Raw genomic sequence first — 17,291 nt, 5'->3', positions numbered from 1 at the left:
TCTACGGTTCGAAGCGCCTTTCAATTCACCACGACCGTGACGTTCGTCGGATTGGTGACAATGTCATAGACAGCCGACCGCTTCTGCGACTGAGCGACGATAGCCTCGATGTCCTCGCGCTTGGCGTCGGCGTCGATGTTGTATTTCACCGTGATGCCGCTGAAGCCGTTGCGCACGTCGCTGTCGATGCCGAGTATTCCGGCGAGATCCATGTCGCCTTCGATGGTCGCCTTCACCGACTTCAACTGGATGTTCCGGTTCTGGGCAACCGCGGCGATGCCGGCGGTCAGGCAACTCGCCAGTCCGACCAGCACGTATTCGACGGGCGTGGCGCCCTTGTCCTGGGAAGCGAAGACCTCCGGATGGTCTGCGTCGAATGTGAAGGTGGTCTTGCGATGCTGATCCTCGCCGAGACCGTAGAAGCTCTCGACCGACGAGTGGCTGTGGGTGCCATCCTTCCATTCGCAGGCCGCGCGCCACTTGAACTGCGCTGCCTCCGGGGCGTTGGTAAGCGCTTCGCGTGCGCCGAGCAGCGCCTCTACGTTAACGCCGTTGTTTGCCTGTACTTCGGAAGCCATAATTATTATCCTCCCTACCTTGCACTGGCTCAAAAACCCGACCGATCTCACTGACCTCCCGATCAGATTTCACCATGGCGCGGCATGCTATGGGTCGCGAAGCGTTTCTTCAAGTTGTTTCCGCAGAGGCAAGGTCGTCCCTCGTGTGCCGAGTTGCGTCTTGCAGGTCAAGGGTGCCCTGTGTCGGTCGGCGTTGGTTCGGCATCCAGGTGTCGGAATCGTGATTCATTTTCTTGAAGGGCCGGCAAGCTCAGTCAACTGCAATCCCGCGGAGCGATCTTTGGCGCTGCGAACAGCTGTTTCGCTGCCGCGAACGGGCAATCCAAAGCTGCGAAGTTATTTTCGGCTTTTGGCGCTACCTGCTCGTTGCGATCGACGAGAAGAATGGCAACATTCCACCCAACCAAGTCGTTCGACGCTCATTTAGGGCGTTCTTGAGGACGGATGTTTTGAACCAGCGGGACGCGCCAACTGCGGACATTTGGCGGCAATGCACCGAACGACCTGATCGGGGCCGCAACCTGACCGTCCGTGATTGGGAGCCACATGGCTAAAGCAGCTGTTCCGCTATTGAGTCCTGACAGGCGTCCTAGGCACCCGCGGCGTCGAATTCAATCGCAAATCCCGCGTCGATCGCGCTTCGCGCAATGAGATCGCCAAGTTCCCAATCCGTGAGGTCGCAAAGCGGAAATATTCCCCTCACAGCCTGGCTAACCTCGGATATCGAAATGCACGGCCTGCCGACATTGTCGATAAGGTAGCGGACAAACGTCCGACAGGGTGGGCGTCTGCGCGAGCGCGGGCATATATGCCCTACGAATGGGGCCGTGGTTCTACGACATCGGCTGTTTTTGCATCGAAAGCGACGGGCACACCGTGAGTGAAGGATGCCACCGCCAACAGCTCCTCCAACTCGGGGTCGGTAGCCCTGCATGCCGGCATGAGCGTTCGGATGGCGCGGATTGCCTGTGCGATGGAGAGGAAGTGGGCCTTGCCTCTAGAGAGCACATAGGCTTCGGCGGCTCTTTCAACCGCGACGGTGTGAAAAGTGTTGGTCATGTGAGTTCCTCCCTGAAACCCAAATCAACACGATTTATGGCACCAATTCGGCAGCCTGCAAGGGTTTGTCAGATTCCGAACAGTTAGGCGGAGGCGAGGCCGAAGTGACTTTGCTCCTCGTCGCCGTAGGCACCATGTGTGAGTTGTATCATTCCAACGCGGTCGACAATTGTGATCTCGCCGCGCCTGGCGTGAACCGGCCCCCGATACTCAAGCATTTGGAGGGCGGTGGTAACGCCCGGGCGCCGAGCGCCAAGCATGGTCGCCAGAAACTCACGCGTCAGGTAAATCTTGTTTCCTTCGACGCGGTCTTGGACCATTCATGAGGACTAAGGCAGGTGCGATTGGTACGCTGGTGCTGCGGCATGTGCGAACCCTCAGGCCCGCTGCCCGTGCAGAGCAGCGGGCCTTTACAGCCAGACTGGAGAACGGAGGAGAGTTCAGTCTCGCGCAAAAAACGTTTGATGTGGAGTGCTTGTTCCCGGCTAACGAAGTTGGTAATTTTCGTACAGTGCGCCACCTGGGGCCGATTGCCTTCCCGCAAGCAGTTAGCCGTTCAACTGTTTCAATGATAGCCTTGGCAAGGGCCTCACCCTCATGCATGGGCTCTTGGCCATAAGAGCAGGAAGACAGCCTCCTCGATCGGCAGCACGCCGGCCGGGCAGGTCTCCTCGATGCCACGCGCACCAGAGCCAGGGCGGCCAGGCCTTGCGGACTTGTCTTCGGCATCGATGGTTTGATCTGTGTTCGCTAATCCGCCTCATCTCTGAGCGAAATCTTTTTGCGCGGACAGACATCCAGTCGGCGATCGTATCGGCGTCCACGGTGATTAGCCCGCCAGCTTTCACGGTCACCTTTCGATTTTCCTCGTCGACCCGCGTGACCTCGCCAATGATCTGGAGCTCGTCACCTGGTTTGGACTTTTTAGGAGCAGGGATCGAATGCGGAAAACCATAGGAGGGGATGCTGACGCTAGCTCTTTCGTCGTCCAGGAGCTTCAGCACCGTCACGGTGATCGCCACCTCATCGCCGATATTGATGTCCGCAATTTCCCAAGCCATGCCCATGATTCTGGAGCGGCTTTGACGGTAGTCAAGGGATTGCTAATATGCGGAAAATGCCAACGCCGCCAGCGTGCACCTTGTTTCGGAACCGATTCCAACCAGCGATATTGATTCAAATCGTAGTGTCTGGAGTGCGGGCGCATGCTTCCGTCACAACGCATTTCGGGTAGGCTGCAACCAAGGTCGCTTCTGGCGTGAACCGCCCTGCGGCAGTTAAACTGTCCGAGTTGAAAACGGCCGGAGCCCGATTGCTCAGCCGATCAGCAACACGGTTGTGGCGCAGGATCACCGAAGCAGAGGAATGCTGGCCCTCTGTCTTTGCTTTGCGGAGAGCCTGCTTCGCGACGCACAAACTTTTCTGATGCAGTGCGGTTTTGGCCTTCGCACCTGCACAGAACTATGCAAAACCGTCACCGCTGGAACTTGACCCAAGGGAATGTGCCGATGAGTGTGGCGGTCGAAACAAAGGCGTTGACGCCGCCGGACATTGCGGCCCGAAAGCACAAGAAGCCGATTGTCTGCTTAACAGCGTATACAACGCCCGTTGCGCGCCTCGCCGATAGGCATTGCGACGTGGTCCTGGTCGGCGACAGCGTCGGCATGGTGCTTCATGGCCTGACGTCAACCCTCGGGGTTACGCTGGAGATGATGATCATGCACGGCAAGGCCGTCCGCCGCGGTCTTGAACGGGCGCTGATGGTCGTCGACATGCCGTTCGGCTCCTATGAGGAGGGCTGCGAACAGGCCTTTCGCAACGCCGCCCGGCTGATGGCGGAGACCGGATGCGCCGCGGTCAAGCTGGAGGGCGGCGAGAGCATGGCTGACACGATCCGCTATCTCACTGCCCGCGGCATCCCCGTCATGAGCCACGTCGGGCTGACACCGCAAGCGATCAATGTGCTTGGCGGCTACAAGGTCCAGGGCAGGGGCGGAGACGGCGACAGGATTTTGCGCGACGCTGTTGCTGTTGCCGAATCCGGCTCATTCTCCGTTGTGCTGGAAAAGGTTGCCGAGCCGCTCGCACGAAGAATAACCGAGGAGGTTACGATTCCAACCATCGGGATCGGCGCCTCCGCCGCCTGCGACGGCCAGGTTCTAGTAGTCGACGATATTCTGGGCATGTTCACCGCTTTTCGTCCGAAATTCGTCAAGCGCTATGCCGAACTGGGCTCAGAGGCCGAAGCTGCCATTGCGGCTTACGCGGATGATGTGCGGGAAGGGCGCTTTCCGGCGGCCGAACATCTCTTCGCCGACGCGCCGCAGGCCGGAGAAGCCGCGTGAGCGTGCCGATCGTCCGCACCATTGCCGAGCTTCGTACCGTTGTGGCGGGATGGCGCCGTTCTGGTGCCAATATCGCCGTGGTGCCTACGATGGGAGCCTTGCATGAAGGGCATTTGAGTCTCGTGCGTTCTGCGCTTCAAAAGGCCGATCGTGTGATCGTGACGCTGTTCGTCAATCCCAAGCAGTTCAACAGTGCCGCGGATCTTGCCGCCTATCCCCGCACGGAAAACGAAGACGCTGCAAAGCTTACGCCGCTGGGCGCCCACCTGCTTTATGTTCCCGATGCGACTGCGATGTATCCTGACGACTTCGCCACGACCGTATCCGTGTCCGGCGTCAGTGAAAGCCTGTGCGGTGCGTTCCGGCCTGGCCATTTCGATGGGGTGGCGACCGTCGTTGCAAAGCTCTTCCTCCAGACCGGCGCTGATTTCGCCTTTTTCGGAGAGAAGGACTTCCAGCAGCTTCTACTTGTCAGGCGCATGGTCCGGGACCTGGATATTCCGATCACCGTCGTCCCCTGTCCGACAGTCCGGGAAGCCGATGGTCTCGCTTTGTCATCGCGCAATATCCGGCTCTCGCCGGCAGAGCGCGCCGTTGCCCCAAGGCTAGCATCGGTCCTACTCGATACGGCGTCGGGGCTCTCGAACGGCTCTCCCGTCCTGCCAACGCTTGCCGAAGCGCGCGCAGCGATCCTGTCCGCAGGCTATCGCGAGGTCGAGTACCTGGAACTCCGTGGCGAGGCAGATCTGCAACCGATAGCAAGCCTGGATCGGCCGGCACGCCTGTTTGCAGCGGCCTGGCTCGGCGAAACGCGGCTCATTGATAACGCCAGAACACTGCCGTCTCCCCTTCTCGTTGACAAGCCGCCGTTATCAATCGGGCATGCCTCCACCCGTGCCGACGGTCACACCGCAACGCCAGCATTAAAGGATGAGCTTGTAGGCTCTGGCAAGCGGCGCTACCCCTGACCAACTCCACCCTGTTAGCGCTGGATCGCCCCCTCTGGATGAATCACCGCAGCAGGGCGCCGGAAATGTCCGCTGATGCTCGGCGGTTCGGTTGTGGTGAGCATCGCCGTCCTGCCATGTCGGGCTTGGCGACCTGCGACTATTTCAGCAGTTTGATCAGGACAGTGAAAGCCGCGTCGATGTCAGCGCGAACCGCAGCCCGGACCGCCTCCGCGTTGCGGTCTCGCAGCGCTGCAAACATCTCCTGATGGTGCTGGTTGGCGGTCGAATAGTTTCCGGAATCGTGCAGCATGTTGAAATAGGGACTGATCTGCAGCCACAGGTTCTCGATGATGTTGAGCATGTTTTCCGAGCCCGCGGCTCGATAGATGGAGAAATGGAAGGCGTAGTTGGCCCTGAGGTAGGATTTGACGTCGCCGGCGGCATTGGCCTGTTCGAGTGCGTCCAGATGCTGGCGCAGCAGCGCCACGCTGGCATCGTCCATTCGCTCGGCCGCCCATGCGGCGGCGATCGCCTCGATCTCAAACCTGACGTTCCTGAGATCGATGAGTCGCGCGCGGCTTAATGCGGGGATACCGATTGACCGGCCCGAAACCACCATCAATGCGTTGGCGGCGCTCAGACGCCGCAGTGCCTCGCGAACCGGCATCGGGCTGACGCCGAAAGCGTCGGCAAGGCTCTGCACCGTCACCATTTCACCTGGAACGATACTGCCGTCGAGGATCAACTCGGTGACGTGCCGGTAAACCCTGTCCTGCAGGGTTTCCCTGGAAAGCGGTGTGATCTCGACGCCCGGCTTCCTGAATGCCGCCCCAGCCATCTCTGCCTACCTTTCCCCATATGGCGACATACGGCGACGCTCTTGTCCTACCCGGCGCCTGTGCCCGGAATGCAAGGTTCGGATTGCCGCGTCAAGCGCCGGTCTATCCGGCTTTTACTTATTAGCTTTTCATCATTGATCTTTGATCAAATCATGATACGGTCAGCTGCATCGAATGACAAGGAGCACGTTTCGTGCCCTTGGGAGGCATTTGGTCGTCTGAACTGGGAGGAGTTTCGAATGGGTATCGGATCGAAAGCCCGGCGGCTCGCGCTGCTTGCCGGCATGGCTGTTTGCGCTTTTGGGATGTCGGCCGCCGAAGCGGCCGGAAAGCACAAGATATTTCTCAGCATGAGCTTCATCGGCAATGATTGGCAGGCCGAGGCCGCCAACATGGTCAAGGCGATGGCGTCGCACAAGAGCATGGCCGACAAGGTGGACCTCCAGGTCCAGGTTGCGGGGCCGAACGCACAGCGCCAGATCCAGCAGATCAATGCCATGGTCCAGGCAGGCGCCGAAGCCATCGTGATCTTCCCGATCTCGCCGACCGCGCTCAACCAGGTGGTGAAGAACGCCTGCGATAAGGGCGTGAAGGTGTTTGCCTATGATGCCGAGATCACGGAGCCTTGCGCCTACAACGTCCATATCGACCAGGAAGAGGCTGGCCGCGTAACGGCGGAGTGGCTGGTCAAGAAGCTCAATGGCAAGGGCAACATCATCGCGGTGACCGGCGTTCCCGGTACCTCGGTCGATGATCTGCGCACCAAGGCCGCGAAGGAGGTGTTTGCCAAGCATCCCGACATCAAGATCGTCGGCGAGGCTGTCGGCATGTGGAGCCAGGCGGTGGCCCGTACCGAACTTTCCAAGATATTGGCGACGCGCAGCTGGGACGACATAAATGGGCTGTGGATGCAGGTAGGCTGCTTCACCGCCAATTCCATGCAACTCGAGGCCGGCAAAAAGGTCAGCGAACTCCTGCCTTGCGCCGGCGAGGGCTCCAATGGCGGGCGCATCCAGATGCTGCCGGAGGGCACGGAGGTCGAGGGCGCAACCTCTCCCTATGCGCCGCTCGGCGCGCCGCGCATTTCCTACGCGTCGCCGCCTTATTCCGGTGCGCTGGCCCTCAAGCTTGCGGTCGAGGCGCTTGACGGCAAGGAGGTTGCCAAGAAGACAATCCTGCCACTGCCGGTCGTCACCAACGAGACGATAAAGCTTTGTGACGAAGGCACCTGGGCGGAGATGAAGGCGGGCTGCAACGCGTTCAAACCGTCGCTGGTCTCCAATCCCGGCTGGTTCGCCTCGATCTTCTCCGACCAGACACCTGAAATCGGTCTCGCGGCCGCCCTTGTCGGCCAGCCCGAGGAGTAAGGCTCTCCGAAATGGGGCGTGGGGTGCCTTTCGAGGCACTCCACGCACCTTTCATACAGGCCGGGACTGGGATCATGATATCAGCGCAATCGACAGCTGTCGGCATAGAGGGCGTCCGCAAGGCGTTCGGCGCGACCGTCGCCCTCGATGGCGTCTCTTTCGAGATCACTTCCGGCAGCGTGCACGCGCTGCTCGGCGAGAATGGCGCCGGCAAGTCGACGCTCGTCAAGCTGCTGTCGGGACTAGTGCGGCCCGACGAAGGGCAAATCACCGTTTTTGGTGAACCGGCGCCGCTCGGTTCGCCGCGCGCCGCGCACGCCAAGGGCGTGCAGACAGCCTTCCAGGAAATGACGCTGGTGCGCGATCTCAGCGTTCTCGACAACATGCTGCTGCCCTACGCGCCTGTCGGCCCGATCGGCCTGATCAAGCGGTCGGCCGCGCGCAAGGCGGTGCGCCAGCACATTTCCGATCTCGGCTTTTCGGTCGATCTCGACGCCGAAGTGGCAACGCTCGATCTCGCCGTCCGGCAGAAGATCGAGATCGCGCGCGCGCTCTATCGCAAGCCGCGCATCCTCCTGCTCGACGAACCGACCTCGACGCTGTCGGGCGGCGATGTCGAATGGCTGGGCGGCATCATCGCGCGACTTAAGGCCGCCGGCACAACGGTCGTGTTCATCACCCATCGCATGCGCGAGGTGCGGGCCTTCTGCGATATGCTGACCATTCTCAGGAACGGCCATCATATCGTGACGGCGCCGGTTGCCGACGTCCCGGATGGAGAAGTGATCGAAAAGATCATCGGTCGCAGCATCGCCCAGACCTTTCCGCCGAAACCCGAAAGCGAGGCCGTCTTCGGTCCTCCGGTGCTCGGCGTGCGCGATCTCAAGGCCGGGAGGAAGCTCGACGGCGTCGGTTTCGACCTGCGCAAGGGCGAGATCCTCGGCATTGCCGGGCTTCAGGGCATGGGCCAGCTCGACCTGTTCCTCGCCTGCTTCGGCATGGCCGAGATCGAGCGCGGCCATATCCTGGTCGACGGCCGCATGGTTTGGCTTGGATCGCCCGCCGATGCGCTCAAGCCCAACATGGCGATCGGGCTGGTACCCGAGGACCGCAAGACCGAAGGCCTGTTCCTGAAACTCTCGGGCCGGCAGAACGTATCGCTGCCGGTCGTCGCGCGTTTTACCCGATTTGGCCTGATCAGCAGGCACGAGGAGGCGCGGGCCGTACAGTCCGCCTTCTCGACGGTCGAGGTCGACCACCGCGCCATGTGGACTAGGGCGGGGGCGTTTTCGGGCGGCAACCAGCAGAAGATCGCCATCGCCAAATGGCTGGTCGCCGAAAGCCGCATCCTGCTGCTCTTCGACCCAACCCGCGGCATCGACGTCGGCACCAAGCACGAACTCTATGTGATGATGCGCGACTATGTGGCGGCCGGCGGCTCGATCCTTCTGCATTCAACCGAAATTCCCGAGCTGGTCCATCAATGCGACCGGGTGCTCGTCCTCTATGACGGTCGCCTGGTGGCGGAGCTTGCCGGCAACGACATCACGGAAGGCGCGATCATGCGACCGGCGCTGGGACACGGCGACTTGGTCCGGGAGGCGGCGGAATGAGCGTGACGAGTTTGCCCGCCGCGGCACCGGCCACGACATTGTCGCGGCTTCTCGCGCGGCACAGCGGCGCGATCATCGCGGCGATCGTCTTTGCGGTGCTCCTGCTTATCGTCGATCTGGTCAGTGCCGGGCGGCTCACCTATTTCGACATTTCGTTTCTCTCCAGCGGCGGCGCCACCTCGGCACTGGCGGCGATCGGCCAGACCGTGGTCATCCTGTCCGGCGGTTTCGACCTGTCCGCCGGCGCGGTGATCTCGCTGGTCAATGTCGTCCTGGCAAAAGGCATGGATCCGATGGCGACCGGCACCAGTGTCGCGCTGTGGACCTTGGCCGGAATTGGTGTCGGCATGCTGGTCGGCGCCTTCAACGGCTTCTTCATCGCCGTCCTGCGCATGCAGCCAATCGTCGTCACGCTGTCGACCATGTTCATCCTGCAGGGGGTAACGCTGCTGGTTATGGACAAGCCGGGCGGCTTCGTCTCTCCCGATCTTGGCGCCTTCTATCTCGGTGATGCCATCGCCGGCTGGATACCGATGCCGCTGGTGGTTATTGGTGTCGTCCTGCTCGGCTGGTTCTGGCTCAAAGGCACACGCTTCGGGACGGCTCTCTATGCGATCGGCAGCGATCCGGATGCGGCCGCTTCGGTCGGCGTGCGCGTCGTTCTCGTGCGCTTCCTGGTCTATGTCATAGCCGGCGGCTGCTACGGGCTCGCCGGCGTTTTCATCAGCGCCCAGACCGGCAGCGGCGATCCGCTGGTCGGCAACCCGTTGTTGCTGTCGATGTTCGCGGCGGTCGTTGTCGGCGGTACAAGGCTGGGCGGCGGTCAAGGCGGGCCGGTTGGCACCGTCTTTGGCGCCTACATCCTGATGATGGTCGTCAACATCCTGCTCGTACTCAACGTCTCGGCCTATTATTCGACGATCGCCGAGGGCACGATCCTCATCCTTGCCGTGCTTGCCGGCTCGCTGTCGCATGGCTCCGTGCTCGCCCGCCAACTGCGTGCGCTACGGGCGCGGTTGGCCGCATGGCGCGCCGGAATGCTGCCCTCGCAGATCGATCGCACCGACCGGCGGCTGAGGATCGCGCGTGGCAGCACCGACGATCAGCAGGCGCCGCATCCGGCCTTCCATATCCGCAATGCCGAGACGCTGCGTTATGCGCTGCCGGCCTATGTCTGCCTGGCCGTCGTCGTGATCGTCACCCAGATCTGGCTCGGACGCGCCATCCTCAACGTCACCTACTGGAACTCGCTGTTCGTGCTGTCGAGCTTCCTCGCCGTCCTGGCGCTTGGGCAAGGTAGCGTAATCCTCACCGGTGGGCTCGACCTGTCGGTGCCGTGGACGATCGGCCTCTCGGGCATCCTGCTTGCCGGCATGGTCAACGGATCGGATGCTGCACTTGCCTATGCGCTGCCGGCGGTGCTGCTCATCGCTTGCCTGATCGGTCTTGCCAACGGCATCGGCATCGTCTTCCTCGGAATTTCGCCGATCGTGATGACGCTGGCCACCAACGGCATTCTGCAAGGCGTCGCGCTGCTCTACTCGCAGGGTACGCCGGCCGGCTTCTCCTCGCCGATGCTGCGCTGGTTCATGACCGGGAAGGTATTCGTTGTGACGCCGGTGGTGCTGTTCATGATCGCCTTCGTCGTCTTTGCCGTGCTGCTGCTCGGCCGCACCGCTTTCGGCCGCCGGGTTTATGGCATCGGCAACAGCCTGCGCGCCGCCCAGCTCTCCGGCATCGCGGTCGGGCGCACGCTCATCCTCGTCTATGTGCTGTCGGCGGTCTGCGCCGGGCTCGTCGGCATCATGCTCACCGGCTTTTCCGGCCAGGCCAGCCTCGGCATGGGTGACGATTATCTGCTGCCCTCGATCGCCGTTGTCGTGGTCGGGGGTGCGCTGATCACCGGCGGGCGCGGCCATTATCTCGGCATGCTGGGCGGCGTGCTGCTTTTGACCGCGTTGCAGATGCTGCTCGCCGGCACGACGCTGCCTTACGCGACGCGGGCGATCCTGTTCGGGCTGGTGGTGCTCGGTGCCGTCATGGCGCTGCGCGAAAGGCGGATTCAGTGAAAGGAATGGAATAATGAGCTCAAGCGCACCGGCATCGGCGGACGAATTCCTGACCGGGCTCAAAGGCCAGCGCGTGCTGGTGACGGCGGGTGCCGGCGGCATCGGGTTTGCCATTGCAGAGACGCTGTCGAGGCTCGGCGCGCGTGTCGTGATCTGCGATATTTCCGACGAGGCGCTGGCCGCTGCTCCAGAGAGAATTACGCTCGCCGCCGCAGTCAAAGCCGACGTCTCGCGCGACGACGATGTCGACCAGCTGTTCGAGACCGTCAAGGAGAAGCTCGGCGGGCTCGACGCCCTGATCAACAACGCCGGCATTGCCGGGCCGACCGGTGGCGTCGATGAGATCGATCCGGCAGACTGGCGGCGTTGCATAGACATTTGCCTGACCGGCCAGTTCCTGTGCGCGCGGCGTGCCGTGCCGCTGATCAAGGCGGCGGGCGGGGGCTCGATCGTCTCGATGTCTTCCGCCGCCGGCCGCCATGGCTACGCGTTCCGCACGCCGTATTCGGCTGCCAAGTTCGGCGTTGTCGGCCTGACCCAGAGTCTTGCCAAGGAACTCGGACCGCATGGGATCAGGGTCAACGCCATCTTGCCCGGCATCATCGAAGGGCCGCGCATCGACAAGGTCATTGCCGACCGGGCAAAGCAGCTCGGCGTTTCAAACGAGGAGATGACGCAGCGCTATCTGCAAAACATCTCGCTGCGCCGCATGACCAGCCCATACGATGTTGCCGCGATGGTCGCCTTCCTGCTTTCCGATGCGGGCGTCAATATTTCCGGCCAGTCGCTCGGCGTCGATGGCAACGTCGAGACACTCTGAGGGGGAGATCATGGCGAAGGTAGCAATTGTCGGAAGCGGCTTCATCGGGCGAGCGTGGGCGATCAGCTTCGCTCGTGCAGGCCATGATGTGCGCATGTGGGACCAGGCGCCGGCCGCGGCCAGCGGTGCGCGCGACTATATCGCTGGCGTGCTCGGCGACCTTGCCGCCAACGATTTGCTGCGGGGACAGGCGGTCGATGCCGTGCTCGGCCGCATCACCATTGTGGCGGAGCTTGGCGACGCCTTGGCCGATGCCGTCCACGTCCAGGAGAACACGCCGGAAAACCTCGAGGTGAAGCGTGACGTGTTCTCCCGGATCGACGCCCTTGCCGGTCCGCAGGCGGTGATCGCCAGTTCCACCTCGGCGCTGTTGCCGTCGAAATTCACCGATCATCTTGAGGGGCGCCATCGCTGCCTCGTCGTGCACCCGATCAATCCGCCCTATCTCATCCCGGCAGCGGAGGTGGTGCCGGCGCCATGGACTTCTGCCGACACGGTGGAAAGGACCCGCGCGTTTCTCGTCGAAGCTGGCCATGCGCCACTGGTGATGAAGCGCGAGCTCGACGGCTTCATCATGAACCGCCTGCAAGGCGCACTGCTGGAGGAGGCGTTCCGGCTTGTGGCCGACGGCTATGCCAGCGTCGAGGACGTCGACACTGGCCTGCGCGACGGTTTGGCGCTGCGCTGGTCGTTCATGGGTCCGTTCGAGACGATCGACCTCAATGCACCGGGTGGTGTGCGCGACTATGTCGAGCGCTACCAGACGATCTATTCCAACATCTTCCCGCAGATGCTGCGCCGCGTCGACTGGGCCGGCGAGGTCATGGAGACCGTCGAGGCCGACCGTCGCAAGCGCCTGCCGCGGGAAGAACTCAGCGAACGACAGGTCTGGCGCGACCGCCGGCTGATGGCACTGGCGGCGCACAAGAAAAAATCGGATCAGGAGTTTGGACGATGACGGAAACAAGCCGCAAGCCCGGCGCCCAGCAACCCAACGACAAGGTGATCATCACCTGCGCGGTGACGGGAGCGATCCATACGCCGACCATGTCGCCTTATCTACCGATCACGCCAGACCAGATCGCCTCGGAGGCGATTGCGGCGGCGGAGGCTGGTGCGGCGATCCTGCATCTGCATGCCCGCGACCCCGAGACCGGCAAGCCCGACCAGACGCCGGAGGCGTTCGCGCGTTTCCTGCCGCGCGTCAAGCAAGGCACCAATGCCGCCATCAACATCACCACCGGCGGCAGTCCCTACATGAAGGTGGAGGAGCGTGTGCGCCCCGCCGCCCAGTTCAAGCCGGAAGTCGCCTCGCTCAACATGGGCTCGATCAATTTCGGGCTCTATCACCTCGTAGACAAATATGAAACGTTCAAGTTCGACTGGGAAAGACCCCACCTGGAAGCGACGCGTGATCTGGTCTTCCGCAACTCGTTCAAGGACATCGAATATATACTGGCGACCTGCTACGACAACGGCACGCGCTTCGAGTTCGAGTGCTACGACATCGCCCATCTCTATAACCTCTCCCATTTCGCCGATCGCGGGCTGGTGAAGCCGCCGTTCTTCGTGCAGTCGGTATTCGGCCTGCTCGGCGGCATCGGCACCCATCCGGAAGACGTCGCCCATATGAAGCGCACCGCCGACCGGCTGTTCGGCGAGCAGTTCCGCTGGTCGGTGCTGGGTGCGGGCGCCAGCCAGTTGCGCATCGCGGCGCAATCGGCAGCGCTTGGCGGCAACATCCGCGTCGGGCTTGAAGACAGTCTTTGGGCCGGCAGGGGCAGGCTTGCCAAGTCGAATGCCGAGCAGGTGGTGCTTGCCCGCAAGATCATCGAAGGCCTCGGCATGGAAGTGGCAACGCCCGATGAGGCCCGCGAAATCCTGTCATTGAAAGGCGGCGACCAGGTCGCGTTTTGACCTTTGCCGCAGAGCGCCGAAACAGAGGAGGACGGTATGAAGATCGAAGTCGTGGTGGACGTGAAGACCACGCTGGGCGAAGGGCCGCTGTGGGACGTCGAGCAGGAGCGCCTCTATTGGATCGACAGTTTCGACGGGCGCGTGTTTCGGGCAACCGCGGACGGGAGCGAGATCCGGTGCTGGGACGTGCCGATGAAGATCGGTTCGATGGCACTGCGCAAGGACGGCGGTGGCGCGGTGGTATCGCTGCAGCGCGGTTTCCATCTGCTTGATTTCGCCACCGGCGAGGTGACGCCGATTCACGATCCGGAGCCGGACAGGCCGATGAACCGGCTCAATGACGGAAAGGTCGATCGGCGCGGCCGCTTCTTCGCCGGCTCAATGGACACGATGGAAGAGGGACCCTCCGGCGGGCTCTACCGGCTCGATCCGGATTTCTCCGTTACCAGAATAGCTTCCGGCATCATCTGCTCGAACGGTCCGTGCTGGAGCCCGGACGACCGCACCTTCTATTTCGCCGACACCTGGACCGGCGAGATCTGGGCCTACGACTATAATATCGAAACGGGTGCCGCCAACAACCGGCGCACCTTCACCCGCGTCGATACCAGCCGGGGAGGGGCGGCTGACGGCTCGACCGTCGATGCGGAAGGATTCCTGTGGAACGCGCTGGTCTATGACGGCAGGCTGGTGCGTTACGCGCCCGACGGCAGCGTTGATCGCATCATCGACATGCCCGTCAAGAAGATCACCAGCGTCATGTTCGGCGGGCCGAAGCTCGACACCCTGTACGTCACTTCGATGGCCAAGCCGCCGCTGCCGCGCTTTCCAAGCGACGGTGTCTTGCGCGGCAGCCTTTTTGCCATCACCGGCCTGGGTGCAACGGGAGTTCCGGAGCCAAGATTTGCCGCATAAATCGGTGCTTAATGGCGATCATCCTCCCCGCCTCTTGGTGCCACCCCAACCTCCCGCCGCAGGGCAACCGGCGCTGGAAGCTCGTGCCGTGCGGTTCTGGCGTGGGGTCGTGTCAGGAACTAAGAGCACCAATGGCGGCAGCACGGCAGGCGCTGCGCGAGCCATCACCAGTCCCGTGTTGAGGGCATGTGGGTTTCCGCCATCAACCGCTTCGTCATCGACCACAAGCTGCAGTCATAGCCCTTCGTATGGACCGACGATCCCGACAAAATCATCACCGCCGCCGCACGCGGGCACCAGGTGCAGGAGTCGATCCATAGCATTGGCTATAGCAGTGTGGCGATCCGCGAATGTCCACTCTCCAGCAACCGGCCAATAGGCAAGTTCGACCCCAAACAGACGTCGTCGTCAGTCTTTCGCTAGTCGAGAGCTGCCGCGGGCGTATTGTGCTAGTGCCGCGGGATGCTCTTCGGTCATTGGCTTCACACGGTCGGGGCTTTCCTCAACCAGCCTTGCCGCCACAGACAGCCTTATTCCTGTCGTCACAGCAACGTCCGGCATCGTTTCCAGTTGCGGCTGCCTACAGCAAGTGGAGGTGTTCTGGGCGTTGCGTCTTGGACAATATCGGCGGCGCACTCGCAAAACGAACCCAGGCGAACGGACGAGGGCCTTTGGAAGCTGCCCTGTCACTGCCTCGTTTCCATTTGGCGGGCGCCCGACATTTGCGGAAAGCCCGGAAAGCCCGGATATTCCGGAATAAAGGAGTCTCGCCGATGAGCACCATCGTCACCGCCGCCGCCGTCTCGAAAAATTTTGGCGCCTATCAGGATGCCGCGGTCCGCGACCCGGTAATCATCACCAAGAACGGTCGCCCGCGCACGGTGCTGCTGGCCTATGAGGATTTTGTCCGGCTGTCGAAGCGCGACCGGCGGGTCGATCTGACAGCGGAGCTCGGCTCGGACGAGATCGCCGCGGTCGAAGCCTCTGAAATGGAGCCGGATCTCGACCATCTCGACGACGAGCTCTCTGGGTCAAAACCCTCGGGTCAAAACCCTCGGGTCGAAACCCCTCGGGGCAAAAGGCCTGACGGCAAAAAATGCTACCGGCTGAAATCAAGGTCGGCCACGTCTTCCGTTACTCCTACCTCTGGCATTGGCAACACCGCGAAGGCCGCGAGGAAGGCGACAAGGACCGGCCCTGCCTGGTGCTCGCGCTGGTCGCCATGCAGGAGGACGGCTCGCCGGTCGTCCGGGTCCTGCCGATCACCACGCCGCCGTCCGATCCCGATGATGCCATCGAGATTCCGGCTGCGGTCAAGCTGCGTTTGCGGCTTGACGGCGAGCGGTCGTGGATCGTTTTGACGGAAAGCAACCGGTTCGCCTGGCCTGGCCCCGACATCCGGCCGCTGGAGACGGAGAGCGGCTATTGCGGGCCGCTGCCGCCGGCTTTGTTTACCGCGGTCAAGCGCCGGTTTGTCGCCATCGCGACAAGCCAGGCGCACACCAGCACGTCGCGCACCGCGCGACGCCGGCAGGCGCTGCGGCATGCCGGGCGGCATCAGGAGGTGGAGTGCCGCGGACTGGAGGGCGCGCCCCGTCATCTGGCGGGGAAGCGGAGCGGCCGTTCAGGCCTCTACTACTATTGTCGGCGCGCCGGGCCTGGCATGGCCGATGATGCGAGCCAAAGGATAGCCGTCCGCGACGATCCTCTCGACGAGCGCCGCTGCGTGGTCGGTCTCGCAAGCAACCAGCAATCCGCCCGAAGTCTGTGGATCCGTGAGAAGATGGCGTCGCCACTCGGGCATGCCGGGAGGTAAGCTTACCGCGTCGCCATAGCTCGCCCAGTTGCGCCGCGATGCGCCGGTAACGTGGCCGTCGACCGCGAGCGAGGCAGCTTCGGAAAAGAGCGGCACGTCGTGGTTGCAAATTATCAGCGTGCACCCGGAACCGCGTGCCATCTCGAGGGCATGTCCGAGCAAGCCAAATCCGGTCACGTCGGTGACGGCGTGGACGCTCGCGTCCTGCGCCAGCTCCGATCCGATCCGGTTGAGAAGGGTGGTGGAGGCGATCATTTCGCGATAGCCGCTCTCGGAAAGCGCCTGCTTTTTGATGGCGGCGGAGTAGATGCCGACGCCGAGCCCTTTCGTCAGGATCAAGGCGTCACCCGGCCTGGTGTCAGAATTGCGTCGGATATCTCCGGGTCGGCATGTGCCGATGACTGCGAGGCCATAAATCGGCTCCGGCGAGTCGATCGAGTGGCCACCTGCAACCGGGATTCCGGCGTCGGCGCAGACAGCTTCGCCACCTTTCAGGATTTCGCGGACCATGAGCATCGGGATCTTGTCGAGAGGCATCCCGAGGATCGCCAGCGCCATGATCGGCCGGCCACCCATCGCATAGACATCGGACAGGGCGTTGGTTGCGGCAATCCGGCCGAAATCGTAGGGGTCATCTACCATAGGCATGAAGAAGTCGGTGGTCGCGATGACGCAAGTCGCGCCGTCGAGTTGCCAGACTGCCGCATCGTCGCCGGTCTCCGTGCCGACGAGAAGCTGATGATAGGGACTGGCAGCCGCCGGATTAGCGAGAAGCTGCTGCAGCACTGACGGTGCCAGCTTACAGCCGCAACCGCCGCCATGGGCGAGGCTGGTCAGGCGCACAACGGGCGCATCCGTTATTTCGGGCGAGAGGGCAATTGCCATAGTCGTCGAGCCTCCTCTGCTGGCACGCTTTAGTAGGGATCAAGGTCAACCGGAATGGAAAATACGATCGCGCCAACGCACGGCGCGTTTGGAGCACGCTTGCTCTCGGCGGATTTCA

At 62.4% G+C, this 17,291-nt stretch carries 15 protein-coding genes and 2 pseudogenes; 11 read left to right on the top strand and 6 right to left on the bottom strand.

Translation table 11 applies throughout. The features are described 5' to 3' along the window. Window positions 1-20: 20 nt before the first annotated feature. The 4 genes from NKJ91_RS14395 to NKJ91_RS14380 all read right to left on the bottom strand — a co-directional run bounded on the left by NKJ91_RS14395 (window position 21) and on the right by NKJ91_RS14380 (window position 2,698). The gene (locus tag NKJ91_RS14395) at window positions 21-578 is read right to left on the bottom strand and encodes an OsmC family protein (RefSeq protein ID WP_023679231.1); all 558 of its coding nucleotides are present in this window, start codon (window positions 576-578) and stop codon (window positions 21-23) included. A gap of 813 nt (window positions 579-1,391) precedes the next feature. Beyond that, window positions 1,392-1,637 carry a hypothetical protein gene (locus tag NKJ91_RS14390; protein WP_352456107.1) on the bottom strand — a complete coding sequence of 82 codons (246 nt, stop codon included), beginning with the start codon at window positions 1,635-1,637 and terminating at the stop codon, window positions 1,392-1,394. 83 nt (window positions 1,638-1,720) lie between these two features. After that, window positions 1,721-1,957, bottom strand: coding sequence for a helix-turn-helix domain-containing protein (locus NKJ91_RS14385; RefSeq protein ID WP_352456106.1), 237 nt, complete (start codon window positions 1,955-1,957; stop codon window positions 1,721-1,723). Between the two features lie 228 nt (window positions 1,958-2,185). After that, window positions 2,186-2,698, bottom strand: coding sequence for a hypothetical protein (locus tag NKJ91_RS14380; RefSeq protein ID WP_352456105.1), 513 nt, complete (start codon window positions 2,696-2,698; stop codon window positions 2,186-2,188). A 447-nt stretch (window positions 2,699-3,145) separates the two neighbouring features. Here NKJ91_RS14380 and panB point away from each other — a divergent pair, with 447 nt between their 5' ends. Both panB and panC read left to right on the top strand, forming a co-directional pair. Continuing rightward, window positions 3,146-3,982: a 3-methyl-2-oxobutanoate hydroxymethyltransferase gene (gene panB / locus NKJ91_RS14375; protein ID WP_352456104.1), complete on the top strand. Its 837-nt coding sequence runs from the start codon at window positions 3,146-3,148 to the stop codon at window positions 3,980-3,982. After that, a complete protein-coding gene (gene panC, locus NKJ91_RS14370; RefSeq protein WP_352456103.1) occupies window positions 3,979-4,950 on the top strand; it encodes a pantoate--beta-alanine ligase in 972 nt (323 codons plus the stop codon). The genes panB and panC overlap by 4 nt, the downstream gene beginning before the upstream one ends. Window positions 4,951-5,089: 139 nt before the next feature. On the opposite strand, the gene NKJ91_RS14365 is transcribed toward panC, so the two are convergent. After that, window positions 5,090-5,770: a GntR family transcriptional regulator gene (locus NKJ91_RS14365; RefSeq protein WP_023678676.1), complete on the bottom strand. Its 681-nt coding sequence runs from the start codon at window positions 5,768-5,770 to the stop codon at window positions 5,090-5,092. 240 nt (window positions 5,771-6,010) lie between these two features. Here NKJ91_RS14365 and NKJ91_RS14360 point away from each other — a divergent pair, with 240 nt between their 5' ends. The 9 genes and pseudogenes from NKJ91_RS14360 to NKJ91_RS14315 all read left to right on the top strand — a co-directional run. Next, the gene (locus NKJ91_RS14360; protein WP_352456102.1) at window positions 6,011-7,138 is read left to right on the top strand and encodes a sugar ABC transporter substrate-binding protein; all 1,128 of its coding nucleotides are present in this window, start codon (window positions 6,011-6,013) and stop codon (window positions 7,136-7,138) included. A gap of 74 nt (window positions 7,139-7,212) precedes the next feature. Beyond that, complete coding sequence (locus NKJ91_RS14355) at window positions 7,213-8,751, top strand: sugar ABC transporter ATP-binding protein (RefSeq protein WP_352456101.1); 1,539 nt, start codon at window positions 7,213-7,215, stop codon at window positions 8,749-8,751. Further along, on the top strand, window positions 8,748-10,820 hold the full coding sequence (locus NKJ91_RS14350) for an ABC transporter permease (RefSeq protein ID WP_352456100.1): 2,073 nt from the start codon (window positions 8,748-8,750) through the stop codon (window positions 10,818-10,820). The genes NKJ91_RS14355 and NKJ91_RS14350 overlap by 4 nt, the downstream gene beginning before the upstream one ends. A gap of 13 nt (window positions 10,821-10,833) precedes the next feature. Then, window positions 10,834-11,640, top strand: a complete 807-nt coding sequence (locus tag NKJ91_RS14345; RefSeq protein WP_352456099.1) for an SDR family oxidoreductase — start codon at window positions 10,834-10,836, stop codon at window positions 11,638-11,640. Between the two features lie 10 nt (window positions 11,641-11,650). After that, complete coding sequence (locus NKJ91_RS14340; protein WP_352456098.1) at window positions 11,651-12,598, top strand: 3-hydroxyacyl-CoA dehydrogenase; 948 nt, start codon at window positions 11,651-11,653, stop codon at window positions 12,596-12,598. Next, on the top strand, window positions 12,595-13,557 hold the full coding sequence (gene kce, locus NKJ91_RS14335) for a 3,5-dioxohexanoate:acetyl-CoA acetone transferase (protein WP_352456097.1): 963 nt from the start codon (window positions 12,595-12,597) through the stop codon (window positions 13,555-13,557). The genes NKJ91_RS14340 and kce overlap by 4 nt, the downstream gene beginning before the upstream one ends. Window positions 13,558-13,593: 36 nt before the next feature. Next, window positions 13,594-14,472: an SMP-30/gluconolactonase/LRE family protein gene (locus tag NKJ91_RS14330; protein ID WP_352456096.1), complete on the top strand. Its 879-nt coding sequence runs from the start codon at window positions 13,594-13,596 to the stop codon at window positions 14,470-14,472. A 773-nt stretch (window positions 14,473-15,245) separates the two neighbouring features. After that, window positions 15,246-15,509: pseudogene (locus tag NKJ91_RS14320) on the top strand (type II toxin-antitoxin system Phd/YefM family antitoxin); the annotation flags it as partial. A 59-nt stretch (window positions 15,510-15,568) separates the two neighbouring features. Then, window positions 15,569-15,991: pseudogene (locus NKJ91_RS14315) on the top strand (plasmid maintenance toxin (PemK-like)); the annotation flags it as partial. 105 nt (window positions 15,992-16,096) lie between these two features. Here NKJ91_RS14315 and selD read toward each other — a convergent pair. Next, window positions 16,097-17,173 (bottom strand): selenide, water dikinase SelD, encoded by a 1,077-nt coding sequence (gene selD / locus NKJ91_RS14310; RefSeq protein WP_352456095.1) that lies wholly within the window; start codon window positions 17,171-17,173, stop codon window positions 16,097-16,099. Window positions 17,174-17,291 lie beyond the last annotated feature (118 nt).

The sequence above is a fragment of the Mesorhizobium sp. M0040 genome, from assembly GCF_040323505.1.
Lineage (GTDB): Bacteria > Pseudomonadota > Alphaproteobacteria > Rhizobiales > Rhizobiaceae > Mesorhizobium.
The sequence above is the reverse complement of the archived record's forward strand: the minus strand, read 5'-3'. Positions and strand labels throughout refer to the sequence as shown.